12 protein-coding genes are annotated in these 15,987 nt (G+C 59.1%); 3 read left to right on the forward strand and 9 right to left on the reverse strand.

Features of this window, described 5'->3' with window-relative positions; translation table 11 throughout:
• Positions 1-20 precede the first annotated feature (20 nt).
• From fadA to TU84_RS09105, 3 genes are all read right to left on the reverse strand, one after another.
• On the reverse strand, positions 21-1,196 hold the full coding sequence (fadA, locus tag TU84_RS09095) for an acetyl-CoA C-acyltransferase FadA (RefSeq protein WP_048368713.1): 1,176 nt from the start codon (positions 1,194-1,196) through the stop codon (positions 21-23).
• Between the two features lie 27 nt (positions 1,197-1,223).
• Positions 1,224-3,371, reverse strand: coding sequence for a fatty acid oxidation complex subunit alpha FadB (fadB, locus tag TU84_RS09100; RefSeq protein WP_048368714.1), 2,148 nt, complete (start codon positions 3,369-3,371; stop codon positions 1,224-1,226).
• Positions 3,372-3,803: 432 nt separating this feature from the next.
• On the reverse strand, positions 3,804-4,241 hold the full coding sequence (locus tag TU84_RS09105) for a hypothetical protein (RefSeq protein ID WP_048368715.1): 438 nt from the start codon (positions 4,239-4,241) through the stop codon (positions 3,804-3,806).
• Positions 4,242-4,356: 115 nt separating this feature from the next.
• Here TU84_RS09105 and TU84_RS09110 point away from each other — a divergent pair, with 115 nt between their 5' ends.
• A complete protein-coding gene (locus TU84_RS09110) occupies positions 4,357-4,797 on the forward strand; it encodes a universal stress protein (RefSeq protein WP_048368809.1) in 441 nt (146 codons plus the stop codon).
• A 74-nt stretch (positions 4,798-4,871) separates the two neighbouring features.
• On the opposite strand, the gene TU84_RS09115 is transcribed toward TU84_RS09110, so the two are convergent.
• Positions 4,872-6,788, reverse strand: a complete 1,917-nt coding sequence (locus tag TU84_RS09115) for an ATP-binding cassette domain-containing protein (RefSeq protein ID WP_048368810.1) — start codon at positions 6,786-6,788, stop codon at positions 4,872-4,874.
• A 215-nt stretch (positions 6,789-7,003) separates the two neighbouring features.
• Here TU84_RS09115 and TU84_RS09120 point away from each other — a divergent pair, with 215 nt between their 5' ends.
• Complete coding sequence (locus TU84_RS09120; protein WP_048368716.1) at positions 7,004-8,932, forward strand: transglycosylase SLT domain-containing protein; 1,929 nt, start codon at positions 7,004-7,006, stop codon at positions 8,930-8,932.
• 81 nt (positions 8,933-9,013) lie between these two features.
• On the opposite strand, the gene TU84_RS09125 is transcribed toward TU84_RS09120, so the two are convergent.
• The 3 genes from TU84_RS09125 to yegS form a co-directional block, all read right to left on the reverse strand.
• On the reverse strand, positions 9,014-9,820 hold the full coding sequence (locus tag TU84_RS09125; RefSeq protein ID WP_048368717.1) for an MOSC domain-containing protein: 807 nt from the start codon (positions 9,818-9,820) through the stop codon (positions 9,014-9,016).
• Positions 9,821-9,897: 77 nt separating this feature from the next.
• Entirely contained in the window at positions 9,898-10,833 is a 936-nt protein-coding gene (locus TU84_RS09130) for a chemotaxis protein CheV (RefSeq protein WP_048368718.1), read from the reverse strand.
• Positions 10,834-10,949: 116 nt separating this feature from the next.
• Positions 10,950-11,843 carry a lipid kinase YegS gene (gene yegS, locus TU84_RS09135; RefSeq protein ID WP_048368719.1) on the reverse strand — a complete coding sequence of 298 codons (894 nt, stop codon included), beginning with the start codon at positions 11,841-11,843 and terminating at the stop codon, positions 10,950-10,952.
• Between the two features lie 174 nt (positions 11,844-12,017).
• Here yegS and TU84_RS09140 point away from each other — a divergent pair, with 174 nt between their 5' ends.
• Positions 12,018-13,448, forward strand: coding sequence for a mannose-1-phosphate guanylyltransferase/mannose-6-phosphate isomerase (locus TU84_RS09140; RefSeq protein WP_048368720.1), 1,431 nt, complete (start codon positions 12,018-12,020; stop codon positions 13,446-13,448).
• A 761-nt stretch (positions 13,449-14,209) separates the two neighbouring features.
• On the opposite strand, the gene TU84_RS09145 is transcribed toward TU84_RS09140, so the two are convergent.
• Both TU84_RS09145 and moaB read right to left on the reverse strand, forming a co-directional pair.
• Positions 14,210-15,436, reverse strand: a complete 1,227-nt coding sequence (locus TU84_RS09145) for a molybdopterin molybdotransferase MoeA (RefSeq protein ID WP_048368721.1) — start codon at positions 15,434-15,436, stop codon at positions 14,210-14,212.
• Positions 15,420-15,959, reverse strand: coding sequence for a molybdenum cofactor biosynthesis protein B (gene moaB, locus TU84_RS09150; RefSeq protein WP_048368722.1), 540 nt, complete (start codon positions 15,957-15,959; stop codon positions 15,420-15,422). Before moaB ends, TU84_RS09145 begins: the two co-directional genes overlap by 17 nt.
• Positions 15,960-15,987 lie beyond the last annotated feature (28 nt).

The following is a 15,987-nucleotide window of genomic DNA, read 5'->3' on the forward strand; positions in this document are numbered from 1 at the left end:
GCTTCCATCAACGCAACGCTTTAAACGCGTTCGAAGACAGTGGCAATGCCCTGGCCAAGACCAATGCACATGGTGGACAACCCGAAAGTGCCGCCATTTTGCTTCATCACATTGAGCAAAGTGCCGGAGATGCGAGCACCCGAGCATCCAAATGGATGGCCCAGAGCGATTGCACCGCCGTGCAGGTTAACCTTCTCATTCATCTTGTCGAGCACTTTCAAATCTTTCAGCACTGGCAGGGCCTGTGCAGCGAAAGCTTCGTTAAGCTCAATGAAGTCGATATCGGCCATATTCAAGCCTGCGCGCTTCAATGCTTTTTGTGTTGCCGGTACTGGACCATAGCCCATGATTGCCGGGTCCACACCTGCCAGTGCCATCGAGCGGATCACGGCCAACGGCTCCAGACCCAGATCTTTGGCGCGCTGGGCGGACATGACGATCATGCATGAAGCACCGTCGGTGATCTGCGACGAAGTGCCCGCAGTCACGGTCCCGCCTTTAGGGTTGAAGGCTGGCTTCAAGGCGGCCAGGCTTTCCAGGGTCGTTTCCGGACGGATAGTTTCATCGTAGTCGAAAACTTTCAGGAAGCCGTTTTCGTCATACCCCTGCATCGGGATGATTTCGTCCTTGAACTTGCCTTCAATCGTTGCCTTGTGGGCCAACTGATGCGAACGCACGCCAAAGGCATCCTGTTGCTCACGGGTGATGCCGTGCATCTTGCCGAGCATCTCAGCGGTCAGGCCCATCATGCCCGACGCTTTTGCCGCGTACAGCGACATGTGCGGGTTAGGGTCAACGCCGTGCATCATGCTCACGTGGCCCATGTGCTCGACGCCGCCCACGACAAACACGTCACCGTTGCCGGTCATGATGGCTTGCGCGGCAGTGTGCAGTGCGCTCATGGACGAACCGCACAGACGGCTCACGGTTTGTGCCGCCGACGTGTGCGGGATCTGGGTCATCAGCGACGCCATGCGCGCGATGTTCCAGCCTTGCTCCAGGGTCTGGTTAACACAGCCCCAGATCACGTCTTCGACTTCAGCCGGGTCAACCTTGCTGTTGCGCTCCAGCACTTTGCTGATCAGGTGCGCCGACATGTCTTCGGCGCGGGTGTTGCGGTGCATGCCACCCTTGGAGCGGCCCATCGGGGTGCGACCGAAGTCGACAATCACCACGTCTCTAGGATTCAAGCTCATAATTTCACTCTCACTCTAATGGGGCGCTTAACCGAAGAAGCTCTGACCGTTTTTGGCCATTTCACGCAGCTTCGCAGTCGGGTGGTACAGCGCGCCCAGTTCAGCGTACTGATCAGCCAGGGCTACGAACTCTGCCACACCGATCGAATCGATGTAGCGCAGCGCGCCGCCACGGAACAGCGGGAAGCCAATGCCATAGACCAGGCCCATGTCGGCCTCAGCTGCCGTTTCAACGATGCCGTCTTCCAGGCAACGCACGGTTTCCAGGCACAGCGGGATCATCATCCAGTTGATGATGTCTTCGTCGGTGACGTCGCGCTGCTCGTAGACAATCGGCTTGAGCACTTCAAGCACGCTCGAATCCACGACTTTCTTCTGCTTGCCTTTCTTGTCCGCCTCGTAGGCGTAGAAACCTTTGCCGTTTTTCTGACCCAGGCGGTTGGCTTCGTACAGCGCATCGACTGCCGAGCGACGGTCGTCTTTCATGCGATCCGGGAAGCCTTCAGCCATTACGTCACGGCCGTGGTGACCGGTGTCGATACCGACCACGTCCATCAGGTAGGCAGGACCCATCGGCCAGCCGAATTTTTCCATCACTTTGTCGATACGCACAAAGTCGACACCGGCGCTGACCAGCTTGGCGAAACCGCCGAAGTACGGGAACAGGACGCGGTTGACCAAAAAGCCCGGGCAGTCGTTGACCACGATCGGGTTCTTGCCCATTTTCTTGGCGTAGGCAACCGTGGTGGCAACCGCCAGATCACTGGACTTCTCGCCACGGATCACTTCAACCAGCGGCATCATGTGCACCGGATTGAAGAAGTGCATGCCGACAAAGTTTTCAGGACGCTTGAGCGCCTTGGCCAGCAGGCTGATGGAAATGGTCGAGGTGTTGGACGCCAGAATGGCGTCTTCACGCACGTGGTTTTCCACTTCGGCCAGTACTGCTTGCTTGACCTTCGGGTTTTCAACAACGGCTTCGACCACCAGGTCAACGTTGCCGAAATCGCCGTAAGACAAGGTAGGACGAATACCGTTAAGGATTTCAGCCATTTTCGCCGGGGTCATGCGACCTTTATCAACGCGACCCACCAGCAGCTTGGCGGCTTCTGCCAGACCTTGCTCGATGCCGTGCTCGTTGATGTCCTTCATCAGGATCGGCGTCCCTTTGGAGGCCGACTGATAGGCAATACCGCCACCCATGATGCCGGCACCGAGAACGGCGGCCTGCTTCACGTCTTTGGCGATCTTGTCGTAGATCTTGGCTTTTTTCTTCAGTTCCTGATCGTTCAGGAACAGGCCGATCAAGGCACTCGAAGCCGAGGTCTTGGCCAGTTTGGCAAAGCCTGCCGCTTCAACTTCCAGCGCTTTGTCGCGACCGAAGTTCGCGGCTTTCTGGATGGTCTTGATCGCTTCAACCGGCGCCGGGTAGTTCGGGCCAGCCTGGCCTGCAACGAAACCTTTGGCGGTTTCGAAAGCCATCATTTGTTCAATCGCGTTCAGCTTGAGTTTTTCAAGCTTTGGCTGGCGCTTGGCCTTGTAGTCCAGCTCGCCGCTGATGGCGCGCTTGATCACGTCCAGTGCAGCGTCTGCCAGCTTGGCAACCGGCACCACGACATCAACTGCGCCGACTTTCAGCGCGTCTTCTGCACGGTTTTCTTTGCCCGAGGCGATCCACTCAACCGCGTTATCAACGCCGATCAGACGTGGCAGACGGACGGTGCCGCCGAAGCCCGGGTAGATGCCCAGCTTGACTTCTGGCAGGCCGATTTTGGCGCTGTCGGCCATGACGCGGAAGTCCGCAGCCAGGCACATTTCCAGACCGCCACCCAACGCGATGCCATTGATCACGGCAACAGTCGGGACGTTGAGGTCTTCGAAATCACTGAAGATTTTGTTGGCTTCGAGGTTGCCCGCGATCAGCTCGGCATCCGGCAACTTGAAGTTTTCGACGAATTCGGTGATGTCAGCGCCGACGATGAAGACGTCTTTGCCACTGGAAACGATGACACCCTTGACCGAAGCATCTGCCTTGATCGCATCCACTGCCTGACGCAATTCGTTCAGGGTTAGACGGTTGAACTTGTTGACGGACTCACCCTTGAGATCGAACTTGAGTTCGACGATGCCACTTTCAAGAGCCGTAACCGTGATGGCTTTACCTTCGTAAATCATCAACTGATCTCCACGATATGGAAGCTGAACAGTACACGTCGGACGCTAGCGTCTGGCTGTCATTGACCGTTGTGTCAATGCTGATGCCAATCCGCCAGGCACACCCGCCAACGCGATAGTCGGGATTCTGCGAGCATCGTCTGACAAGACAAACACCCGATTCATACGCCCGTTTGATTTGGGTGTCGACACCTTCACGGAAAAGCCAACGATTGTCAATTGTCCAAAACAAGGATGACAAAACGACTCGCCAGTCAGATTTAAAACCCGCGCAAGAGCAGACAAGGATAGACAGGGATTTACGGCAGGACAGCACACCGTAGTCGCTGACGAGGCACGAGGCTGCGATACGGGCCGCAGGACCGTCGCTGAGGGGGTCGCTTCGCAACCCATCGCAGCCTCGTGCCTCGTCAGCGACTACAAAATAGCGGTTTACGCCAGGGCTTTAAGCACTTGATCAATGGCTTGCAGGACTTGCGGCTCGCCTTTTTCGCCCCAGTACAAGGCAATCATCTGTGGCCCGGCTTCAACTTTGTACACGTTGGCCGGTAATTTGTTGAACTGGGTCAGCAAGCGCTCATCCGTGCAGACTTCACGCCACTGATTGACCCATATTCCCGGCGCTGATTGCCAATAGCACCAGACTTCAGGCTTAGTACCCCGACGCGGACGATGAAACTGCGCACACGAGCCCGGCGGCTCAGGTTCAAGCCAGTGCGGCCATTCCTGGCTCGCCAGTTGCATTGCCAACCCCATGCGCCGGGCTTCCATGCGCAATGCCATGCGACCACTCTGACGCCGCGAAGGTCGCAGCCAGGCCAAAGGGCTCAGAACCAGCACCAGGATTGACACCACGATCCATACCGTCATATTTCTACTCTCATCACTTTATAAACGAGTTGATCCCGATCCATAACACGCCTCAATAAACGGGCCATACTCATCATTAATCGCCCTTACAGGAACGCTTCACATGACCTCGCCGATGCCCTACAAACATATTTTAGTTGCCGTCGACCTGACCGAAGAATGCGACCCCGTAATCTATCGCGCCAGCGCCAGCGCTGAAGCGAACAATGCAAAACTGTCGCTCATCCATATCGTCGAGCCTATGGCGATGGCCTTTGGTGGTGACGTCCCCATGGACCTGTCACAGCTTCAGCAACAGCAGTTCGACCAGGCCAAAGCGCGTCTTGAGCGCCTGATCGACATCTACCCGCAACTGTCCAAAGACAACTGCCACCTCAAATACGGCCAGCCACGCCAGGAAATCCACGGCTTTGCCAAAGAGCACGGCTGCGAACTGATCGTCGTCGGCAGCCATGGCCGCCACGGTCTGGCGCTGTTGCTGGGCTCTACGGCCAACGACGTACTGCACGGCGCACCGTGCGACGTACTGGCCGTGAGCCTGAAAAAACCTGAGTAAGGCTCGCCTTGCGCCCAACAAAAAGCCCGGCCCCTGATTAAAGGGCCGGGCTTTTTGTTTCAACGCACCGTCACTCAGGCATCCAGCTCGGCCCAACGCTCGACCAATTGATCAAGCTCGGCTTGCAGCTTCTCCAGCTTGGCAATCACAGCAGCGGTTTCAGCGGCAGGACGCTGGTAAAAACCGGCTTCGGCCATTTCAGCCTCGACAGCCGCGATGGCCTGTTCTTTGGCATCGATGTCGCCCGGCAACGCTTCCAGCTCGCGCTGAAGCTTGTAGCTGAGCTTCTTTTTCGCCGCAGGTGCAGGCTGTGCAGCGGCCGGAGCCGGTGCTGCGGTGACCACCGCCGAATTCAAGTCAGCCTTGCCCGACTTGCTTTCGGTGACGCCCAGCAGACGCGGCGAACCGCCCTGACGCAGCCAGTCCTGATAACCGCCCACGTATTCACGCACCTTGCCTTCACCTTCGAAGACCAGGGTGCTGGTGACAACGTTGTCGAGGAATGCCCGGTCATGGCTGACCATCAGCACAGTGCCCTGGAAGGTCAACAAGACTTCTTCGAGCAACTCGAGGGTTTCTACGTCCAGGTCGTTGGTCGGTTCGTCGAGTACCAGCAAGTTAGCCGGTTTGCTGAACAACTTGGCCAGCAACAGACGCGCACGCTCACCACCCGACAGCGCCTTGACCGGCGTGCGGGCACGCTGCGGACTGAACAGGAAGTCACCCAGATAGCTGAGGACGTGGCGGCTTTGACCATCGATGTCGATAAAATCGCGGCCTTCAGCCACGTTGTCGATCACGGTCTTTTCCAGGTCCAACTGGTGGCGCAATTGGTCGAAGTACGCCACGTCGATGCGCGTGCCCTCTTCCACTTTGCCGTCGGTGGGTTGCAGGCCGCCCAGCATCAGCTTGAGCAGCGTGGTCTTGCCGGTACCGTTAGCACCCAGCAGACCAATTCGATCGCCGCGCTGCAGGACCATCGAGAAGTCTTTGACCAGGAACGGGCCGCCCGGGTGAGCGAAGCTGACGTTTTCCAGCACCATCACTTGTTTGCCGGACTTTTCAGCAGTATCGAGCTGGATGTTGGCCTTGCCGGTGCGCTCACGACGCTCGCTGCGCTCTACACGCAAGGCTTTCAAGGCACGAACACGGCCTTCGTTACGGGTACGACGGGCCTTGATGCCCTGACGGATCCACACTTCTTCCTGAGCCAGGCGCTTGTCGAACAGCGCGTTGGCGGTTTCCTCTGCGGCCAGGGTGGCTTCTTTGTGCACCAGGAAGCTGGCGTAGTCGCCGTTCCAGTCGATCAGGCCACCACGGTCCAGCTCCAGAATCCGGGTTGCCAGGTTCTGTAAGAAGGAACGGTCGTGGGTGATGAACAGTACAGCGCCCTGGAAGTCCTTCAAGGCCTCTTCCAGCCAGGCAATCGCGCCGATGTCCAAGTGGTTGGTCGGCTCGTCGAGCAGCAGCAAGTCCGGTTCGGAAACCAGTGCTTGCGCCAGCAGGACGCGACGACGCCAGCCACCCGACAACTCGGCGAGGGTTTTGTCAGCCGGCAACTGCAGACGGCTCAGGGTGCTGTCGACCAATTGCTGCAAGCGCCAGCCATCACGGGCTTCAAGGTCTTGCTGGACGTGCATCAGTTTGTCCAGGTCGGCATCGGTGACGATGTTCTGGCTAAGGTGGTGGTACTGGGCCAGCAATTCGCCGACACCGTCCAGACCTTGAGCCACTACGTCGAACACTGTCCGTCCGTCGGCTACCGGCAACTCTTGCGGCAATTCGCCAATCTTGAGCCCGGGTGCGCGCCAGACAGAGCCGTCGTCAGGCTTTTGATCACCTTTAACCAGCTTCATCATGCTGGACTTGCCGGTGCCGTTGCGGCCGATGATGCACACCCGCTCTCCACGGGCGATCTGCCAGGACACCTTGTCCAACAACGGCGTAGAGCCGAAAGCAAGGGACACATCGCTGAATTTGAGCAGGGTCATGAGCTTCTCCAAAAACTGGGCGCGCATTCTACCTGATTTGAGCCCGCAGGCGGCCGGGTATTTCTTGTACGGGCGCGTCTGGCGTTCATTTCTGAACAAGATGCACCGGTTGGCCGCCAAGGCTTTCACGGGTTGCCGGCAAAAGGCTAAGCTACGACACAGTCTGTGCAGCCGAGCGCTGCACGTGTCGTGTTTTCAATCTGTACGGAAGCCTCATGCGCAGTCGTCTTTTCAACTTTTTATCCTGCCTGCTGCTCTCTACCTGCGCCGTGCAATCCACGCTGGCTGCAGACCTGACCCAACAACGGCAACTGTACGATGACGCCAAGCGCGCCCTGGCCAAAGGTGACTCCGGCCCTTATTTTCAAAATGCCGCCGCCCTGCGCACGTACCCGCTGACCCCTTACCTGGCCTACGACGAGCTGACCGCACGCCTCAAATCTGCCAGTAACGCCGAAATCGAACAGTTTTTGGCCGAACATGGCGACCTGCCACAGTCCAACTGGATGAGGTTGCGCTGGTTACGCTGGCTGGCCGAGCGTGGCGACTGGGCAACCTTCGTCAAGTATTACGACCCCAAGCTCAATTTCACCGAGCTGGACTGCCTCAATGGCCAATACCAGATCAGCCACAACCTCAAGGCTGAAGGCTATGCCAACGCCGAAAAACTGTGGCTGGTGGGCAAAGCCCAACCTACCGCCTGCGACGCCCTGTTCGGGCAATGGGCCGCCGAAGGCCAGTTGACCGAGCAAAAGCGCTGGCAGCGGGTCAAACTCGCCGCCGAGGCACGTAACTATGCGCTGGCCACCTCCTTGGCCAGCGGGCTGACCACACTGGGCCCGCAAGCCAAACTGATGATCGCCGTGGCCCAAAAGCCCGACATGCTCAGCCAGCCTTCGGTGTTCCTGCCAGCCAGTGAAGCCATGTCGGATGCAGTCGGTCTGGGCCTGCGTCGCCTCGCCCGCCAGGACCCGGAAAAAGCCGCGTCGCTGCTCGACACTTATGCCAATAACATGCACTTTTCCCGTGACGAAAAAGTGTCAATCGCCCGGGAAATCGGCCTGACGTTCGCCCGTCGTTACGACAGCCGCGGCCTGGCCATCATGACCCAGTACGACCCGGAGCTGCGTGACAACACCGTCACCGAATGGCGTCTGCGCCTGCTGTTGCGCCTGGCGCGCTGGGAAGACGCGTATCAGTTGACCAAAAAACTGCCGCAAGACCTCGCGACCACCAACCGCTGGCGCTACTGGCAAGCCCGCAGCCTGGAGTTGGCCGAGCCGAAAAACCCGCAAGCGTTGGTGCTGCTCAAGAATGTCGCCAAGGAACGTGATTTCTACGGCTTCCTGGCCGCCGATCGGGCGCAAACACCTTACAAGCTCAACAACAAGCCGCTGGTGCTCAGCCCGCAACTGGTCAACAAGGTACGCAACACACCAGGTATTCAGCGCGCCCTGGAGTTCCACGCACGAGGCCAAGTGGTTGATGGTCGGCGTGAGTGGTACTACGTCAGCCGTCACTTCAACCGTGACGAGATGGTCGCCCAGGCCAAACTGGCTTACGACCTGAAGTGGTATTTCCCGGCCATTCGTACCATCAGTCAGGCGCAGTATTGGGACGATCTGGACATTCGCTTCCCGATGGCGCACCGCGACACCCTGGTACGCGAAGCTAAAGTCCGCGGCCTGCATTCAAGCTGGGTATTCGCCATTACCCGTCAGGAAAGCGCCTTTATGGATGACGCCCGCTCCGGCGTGGGCGCCAGCGGCTTGATGCAATTGATGCCCGCCACCGCCAAAGAGACTGCCCGCAAATTCAGCATCCCGCTGGCCTCGCCACAGCAAGTGCTGGACCCGGACAAAAACATCCAGTTGGGCGCCGCCTACTTGAGCCAGGTACACGGCCAGTTCAATGGCAACCGCGTGCTCGCCTCAGCGGCCTACAACGCAGGCCCGGGCCGGGTACGTCAGTGGTTGAAGGGCGCGAACCATCTGGGCTTTGACGTGTGGATCGAAAGCATCCCGTTCGACGAAACCCGCCAATACGTACAGAACGTGTTGTCTTATTCGGTGATCTACGGGCAAAAGCTCAACGTGCCACAGCCGCTGGTGGACTGGCATGAGCGGTATTTTGATGATCAATAACTGACGAAACTCCTGTAGCAGCGAGCTCGTCTCGCGATCTTTTTAAGGTCAAAAGATCGCGAGACGAGCTCGCACCTACAGTTATTCCAGAATGGTGACCGGCATGCCGACTTCCAGCACGCCTTCGCTGTCGTTAACCAGGTTTTGCCCAAACATCGCGCCACCTTCCTGTTTGCGATAGTTGTTCAAGGTCGCGAACGGCTCACGATTGGCGTCCCGCTCGCCGGTCTGCGGGTCGATCGTAGTGAGGATGCAACGCGAGCACGGCTTGACCACTCGAAACTCAACATCGCCAATGCGGATGCGCTTCCAGCCGTCTTCGGCAAACGCTTCGCTGCCTTCAATCACCAGGTTGGGGCGAAAGCGCAGCATCTCCAGCGACCGCCCTACTTTCTGCGAAAGGTCATCCAGCGAGGCCTGACCGATCAACAGCAAGGGGTAGCCATCGGCGAACGCCACTTTGTCATCATCCTGCCCGTAGCCCGACTCAGTCATGCGCGCGCGCTCAAGCGGCACATGCACCAGGCGCACCGGTTTGTCGATAAAGCCGCTTAGCCACTGCGCCGCTTCATCTCCGGCATCCGGCACGCGCAAGGTGTCGCGCCAAATGGTCACACCGCGCAGATTATCGTCCGGGTCAGGCAACGCCACTTCCAGAGGCGCAAAGCCCTGAGCACTCAAGGTCAGGCCGCCCGCGCCACTCCACAGGGCCGACAGCTGGCTCATTTTTGGCTCTGTACGCTGCGTCAGGAATCGCCCGTTCGCTTCGTCCACCAACATCCAGCGTCGATCACCGACCAGTCCCAGCTTGTCCAGTCGGGCATGCGGCAGGCTTTCGCCTTTGCCGGATTTCAGTGGGAAGCGATACAGCGCACTCAGACGAAGCATGGGTCAGATCCCTGCAAGGTAAAAAAGCCACAGTATAGAAGCCTTCGGGCCTGCAAAGATCCCCCAATGGGACAAGATCAGGCAGGCACTTCGTCCAGCATCAGGCGCTGACGGACGACATCCACCAATTTGTCCGGCTGGAATTTGGAGAGAAAGTTGTCACACCCCACCTTCTTCACCATCGACTCGTTGAAGCTGCCGGACAATGACGTGTGAAGTACCACATACAAACTGCGCAGACGAGGATCGTTACGAATTTCAGTGGTTAAACGGTAACCATCCATTTCTGGCATTTCCGCGTCAGTGAACACCATCAGCAGCTTGTCAGTCATGACCTGCCCGGAGTCGGCCCAGGCCTTGAGCATGTTGAAGGCTTTGAGGCCGTCGCTGGCGACATGCATTTTGATCCCTAACTGCGACAACGTTTCACGCAACTGAGCCAAGGCCACGCTGGAATCATCGACCAACAGCACTTCACGGCCCCGCGCCCGCTCCAGCACCGGGTCGGCCAGCTTGTCGGGGGAGACTTTGGCGTTGTACGGCACGATCTCGGCCAAGACCTTTTCCACGTCGATGATTTCCACCAGTTGATCGTCAACCTTGCTGATGGCGGTCAAATAATGGTGACGCCCGGCGCTGGCGGGCGGCGGCAGGATGGCTTCCCAGTTCATGTTGACGATCCGGTCCACACTGCCCACCAGAAAGGCCTGAATCGAGCGGTTGTACTCGGTGACGATAATCGTGCTGGCGGGCCCCGGCACCACCGGGCGCATGCCGATGGCCTGGGAGAGGTCGATGACGGGCAAGGTCTTGCCGCGCAAGTTGATGACCCCGCACACATGCCGGTGGCGATGGGGCATCAGGGTCAACTTGGGCAGTTGCAACACTTCTTGCACCTTGAACACGTTGATTGCGAACAACTGCCGCCCTGCAAGGCGAAACATCAGAAGTTCCAGTCGGTTTTCACCGACCAACTGTGTGCGCTGGTCTACCGTGTCGAGAATGCCGGCCATAGATATTTCCTGGGCGTGTGTGCGAAAGGTCCTAGGCTATCGACACGACACGTCGATTCTTGACCCTCCCCTCCCCTCACACCCTAAAAATAATGGCCAGATGACATCTGGCGCTTTTAAGAACTTAACAGCGGTGAGTTTTGCGGCAAATGCACGCGCAACGCGCCTTTGTGTGCGCTGAAGCGCAAGCTCTCGCCGGTTAGCGGCTCGCCATCGAGGTTAAGCGCCAGCCCTTGCGCGGCCTTGATCTCTACCCATGGCAGGCGCGCCCGGACAAACAGGTTGTCCAGCCCCCAGCCGCCCGCCATGAGGTTTTTCACCGTACCCACCACCTCTTGTGGCGCGGGCAGGATACTCACGTCCAGCAGGCCATCATCGGCCAATGCCTGCGGGCACAACTCGTGCCCACCGCCCGCTTGGCGGCCATTGCCAATGCCCAACGCCAACAATTGGCCTTGCCACTGAAAATCAGGGCCTTGCAGCTCGGCATAGGCCGCCTGCAACTCACTGAAACGTGAGAGCCCGGTAAACAGGTAGGCCGCGCCGCCGATGACTTTTTTCAAGTCTTCTGAGGTATTGGCGGTGACCTGGCTGCCAAAACCGCCCGTGGCCATGTTCAAAAAATACTGCCCGCCGACTTCACCCAAATCGATCTGCCGGGCCGGTACGTCCAGCAGCCCCAAGGCCGGGCCGGGTTCCAGCGGCACCCCCGCCGCACGGGCAAAGTCATTGGCCGTGCCCAACGGCAACAGCACCAAGCTGGCGGTGGTCTGCGCCTGTGCCATCGCTTCGGCCACATCACGCAACGTGCCGTCACCGCCACCTGCAATCAACTGCTCGTAACCAGCCTCAAGCGCTTCGCCCACCAAGCGCTGCGCGTCCCCGGCTTCCCACGTGAGGCGCACCGTCAGCTCGCGCCCGCCTGCACGTTGCTGCTCGACAGCGGCCCGAACGTCTTCGTTCATGGCTTGCTTGCCGTGCAAAATCAAAAATGCCTTTCCTGCACTCATGCCGCATCTCCTGGTCAGTCCGTAGGGTTGGACAACAACCGATCAAGAAAGGCCCAACGCAAGCGGTTTATTTGCAAAAAAACCTTTCAGGGCCGTCAACGGGTCGATCAAACCGCCAGAACCCGTCAGACTTCACCCCCCAACCGCAGCCCATTGCCTCTGGAGGCGTTCTGAATGAGCCCACTCATTCCCTGCATCATCGCCGGCGGCGCGGGCACCCGACTGTGGCCGGTGTCGCGTGAAGCCATGCCCAAGCCCTTTATGCGCCTGCCCGATGGCCAGAGCCTGCTGCAAAAGACCTTCCAACGCGCCATCGGCCTGCCGGGCGTGCACCAGTTGCTGACCGTGACCAACCGCGAGGTGTATTTCCGTACGCTTGATGAGTATCGCCAGCACCCCGCGGACGACGTTGCGCTGGACTTCATCCTTGAGCCCTTCGGCCGCAACACCGCCCCCGCCATCGCCGCTGCAGCGCTGCACGTTGCCCAACGCTACGGCGCAGATGCGCATCTGCTGGTGCTACCGGCCGATCACTTGATCAGCGACATCGCGGCCTTCCAGCAGGCCGTCGACAGTGCCCGGCAGTTGGCCGATCAAGGTTGGCTGGTGACGTTCGGCATTCAGCCGACCAGGGCCGAGACGGGGTTTGGCTACATCGAAAAAGGCGACGGGTGCGCCGTGGCGCGCTTTGTCGAAAAACCGGATGCCGCGACCGCTCAGCAGTACCTGGAGGGCGGCCTGCACCTGTGGAACAGCGGAATGTTCTGCATGCGCGTCGACAGCCTGCTGCAAGAGCTTGCGCAACATGCCCCGCAAATTCTTCAGGCCGTGAGCCTGTGCCTTGAGCACAGCCCGGTATTTGCAGGCCCGCAGCAATGTCAGCGCGAGCTCGACAGCCAGACCTTCGCCCAAGCGGCCGATATTTCCATCGACTACGCGCTGATGGAGCACTCGAAAAAAGTCGCCGTTGTGCCCTGCCAACTCGGCTGGAGTGACATTGGCAGTTGGCAGGCAGTACGTGAATTGAGCCCAGCCGATGCCGATGGCAACCAGTGCACCGGGCAAACCGTGCTGCACGATGTACAAGGTTGTTACATCGACTCGCCTACGCGTTTGGTCGGCGGGGTGGGCCTCAAGGATTTGATCATCATCGACACCGCCGATGCGCTGCTGGTGGCCGATGCGACCCGCAGCCAGGACGTTAAATACATCGCCCAGACGCTCAAGCAACAAGGCCACGATACGTATCGCCTGCACCGCAGCGTGACACGGCCCTGGGGCAGCTACACCGTGCTGGAGGAAGGCCCCGGATTCAAACTCAAACGCATCGTGGTCAAACCGCAAGGCGCCTTGTCATTGCAGATGCACCGCCATCGCAGCGAACACTGGATCGTCGTGAGCGGCACCGCGCAGGTGACCAATGGCGACCAGCAGTTCGTGCTGGGCAGCAATGAATCGACCTATATCAAAGCAGGCCGCGCGCACCGTCTGGTGAATCCAACCGACGTTGAGTTGGTGATGATCGAAGTGCAATGCGGGGACTACGTAGGGGAAGACGACATCGTGCGTTTCAATGACGTGTATGGGCGCACAGAAACGCCGTAAACGCGTAGGAGCTGCCGCCCGATCTTTGACGCCGCGCTGAGGCGCGTAAAACAGGCCACTTCGGGATTCTTGGGTACATATCCATTGCTGCGGCAACGGCCACTTAGGGTTCCGGCCTTACGCCGTGAGCCCGCCGCGATCGGCCATCCCTGGCCGTGTCGCGGCTAACCCGGCGTCCTGCCGGGTTAGCCACTGCGCAACATCTGCGTTCGGCCAGCGTGGTTTAACGGGGGCTTAGATCAAGATCAAAAGCCAGATCAAGATCAACAGATCGCGAGGCAAGCTCGCTCCTACAGAGCCTTTAGGATCAATCAGTTATTTATGTTTGATAAAAGGGGCCGCCCCGTCTTCGACGCCGCGCTGTCGCGCAGTAAACAGGCCACCAAGTATCTTCAGCATCCCCCAATCGGTTCCCTCTCCTTCGGGAGTGGGCTAGGGTGAGGGGCTCTTAGACCAAGATCAAAAGATCGCGAGCAAGCTCGCTCCTACAGAGCCTTTAGAATCAATCACTTATTTTATGTTTGATAAGAGGGGCCACCACGTCTTCGACGCCGCGCTGTCGCGCAGTAAACAGGCCACCAAGTATCTTCAGCATCCCCCAATCGGTTCCCTCTCCTTCGGGAGAGGGCTAGGGTGAGGGGCTCTTAGACCAAGATCAAAAGATCGCGAGCAAGCTCGCTCCTACAGGGCCTTTAGAATCAATCACTTATTTTATTTTTGATAGGAGCTGCCGCAGGCTGCGGCAGCTCCAGGTTTGCGGGTTAGCCCAACACTTCGCTGAGCGGGATAAAGCCGACCCCGTCGCCTTCGGCCAGTGTGCTGCCTTCAAGCACTTCCACCAGCCCATCGGCCCAGGCAGCGCTGCGTAAAACGCCTGAGCTCTGATTTTTGTAAATGATTGCCCGGCCTTGATCCAGCCGGCCACGCAGGTATTCGCGACGATTACCCGGCTTGGCCCAGACAAACCCGGCTGGCACTTGAAACTTCAACGGCGCAACGCCTTGCACGCCTTGACGGCGCAACAGGTAAGGCCGGGCCAGCAATGCAAAGGTCACCAGAGTCGAGGCCGGGTTACCCGGCAAACCAATCACCGGCACGCCGCGAAAATGCCCAAAGGTCAGGGGTTTTCCAGGTTTGATCGCCAGTTTCCACAAGGCCAGTTCGCCCTCTTCACGCAGGGCTATCCCGAGAAAGTCCGCCTCGCCCACCGAGACCCCGCCGGTGGACAAGATCAGGTCAACCGCGCCCAGCTCCGCCAAACGTTGCCGGGTGGCAGGCAGGTCGTCAGGCAAGATCCCGGCGTCGACCACCTCACACCCCATGCGCTTCAACCAACTGCACAGCACCACGCGGTTGCTGTTGTAGATCTGCCCCGGCCCCAACGGCTGGCCGGGCTCGATCAGTTCGTCACCGGTCGACAGCACCGCCACTTTGACCCGGCGGATTACCTTGAGCGTGGCGCAGCCCAGAGACGCCGCCAAGCCCTGTTCGATCGGCCCCAGCCGGGTACCGGCAAGCAGTACGGTTTCGCCCACGGTGGTTTCCTGCCCTTGAGGACGAATGTTCTGCCCCACGGTCAGCGCCTCAGTGAACAACACCCGCTCATCAGCCTGAACCAGAGCGTTTTCCTGCATTTCGACGCAATCGGCGCCCTGTGGAACCGGCGCGCCGGTGAAGATCCGTGCGCAGGTGCCCGGCGTCAACGGCTCAGGCGCTTGCCCGGCAAAAATCCGCTGGCTGACAGGCAGCGGTTCGCCCGACCAGTCAGCCAGGTTGAGTGCGTAACCGTCCATGGCACTGTTGGGCCACGGCGGCAAATCAAGGCTTGCCACCAGGTCATCGGCCAGCACCCGCCCGTCACTGTCGGCCAGCAGCACTGACTCGCTGTCACGAATCGGCGCCGCCTCGGCCAGCGCCAGCAATTGCGCCAGCGCGACTTCAACGGGCATTAACTCGCCCGTGCGCCCCGGCTTACCCACGGGTTTCACAGGCCGGTGCCTGCTTCAAGTGCGCGACAAAGTTGCAAGGCCGGTGACGGGCATCGAGCTGCTCGGCCAATATGCCGTCCCAACCGGTACGCACCGCATTGGTCGAACCCGGCAGGCAGCACACCAGCGTGCCATTGGCCAAACCGGCCAAGGCGCGTGATTGCACGGTCGAAGTACCGATGTCGGCTACGGAAATCTGGCGGAACAATTCGCCAAAACCATCGACCTGCTTGTCCAGCAGGCAGCTCACCGCCTCTGGCGTGCTATCACGCGCAGTAAAGCCGGTGCCGCCGGTGATCAACACCACTTGCACTTCATCATCGGCAATCCAGGTTGCCACCTGGGCGCGAATTTTATACAGGTCGTCCTTGAGCAATACCCGCGCCGCCAAATGGTGCCCGGCCTCGCTCAGACGATCGACAAAGACTTGCCCGGACGTGTCGGTTTCGAGGGTCCGGGTATCGCTGACGGTTAACACCGCAATGTTCAAAGGAACGAAAGGAGCATCAACTTTGGCTTTCATAGACGGGGTCCGGTTGTAGGAAAAACAG

Source organism: Pseudomonas helleri (assembly GCF_001043025.1).
GTDB lineage: Bacteria > Pseudomonadota > Gammaproteobacteria > Pseudomonadales > Pseudomonadaceae > Aquipseudomonas > Aquipseudomonas helleri.

What these genes read in the sequence shown, in the direction of transcription:
- yegS (WP_048368719.1), bottom strand. Translation starts at nt 11,843, where the DNA reads ATGAGTGCAGGAAAGGCATTTTTGATTTTGCACGGCAAGCAAGCCATG.
- TU84_RS09140 (WP_048368720.1), top strand. Translation starts at nt 12,018, where the DNA reads ATGAGCCCACTCATTCCCTGCATCATCGCCGGCGGCGCGGGCACCCGA.
- moaB (WP_048368722.1), bottom strand. Translation starts at nt 15,959, where the DNA reads ATGAAAGCCAAAGTTGATGCTCCTTTCGTTCCTTTGAACATTGCGGTG.
- fadA (WP_048368713.1), bottom strand. Translation starts at nt 1,196, where the DNA reads ATGAGCTTGAATCCTAGAGACGTGGTGATTGTCGACTTCGGTCGCACC.
- TU84_RS09110 (WP_048368809.1), top strand. Translation starts at nt 4,357, where the DNA reads ATGCCCTACAAACATATTTTAGTTGCCGTCGACCTGACCGAAGAATGC.
- fadB (WP_048368714.1), bottom strand. Translation starts at nt 3,371, where the DNA reads ATGATTTACGAAGGTAAAGCCATCACGGTTACGGCTCTTGAAAGTGGC.
- TU84_RS09130 (WP_048368718.1), bottom strand. Translation starts at nt 10,833, where the DNA reads ATGGCCGGCATTCTCGACACGGTAGACCAGCGCACACAGTTGGTCGGT.
- TU84_RS09120 (WP_048368716.1), top strand. Translation starts at nt 7,004, where the DNA reads ATGCGCAGTCGTCTTTTCAACTTTTTATCCTGCCTGCTGCTCTCTACC.
- TU84_RS09105 (WP_048368715.1), bottom strand. Translation starts at nt 4,241, where the DNA reads ATGACGGTATGGATCGTGGTGTCAATCCTGGTGCTGGTTCTGAGCCCT.
- TU84_RS09115 (WP_048368810.1), bottom strand. Translation starts at nt 6,788, where the DNA reads ATGACCCTGCTCAAATTCAGCGATGTGTCCCTTGCTTTCGGCTCTACG.
- TU84_RS09125 (WP_048368717.1), bottom strand. Translation starts at nt 9,820, where the DNA reads ATGCTTCGTCTGAGTGCGCTGTATCGCTTCCCACTGAAATCCGGCAAA.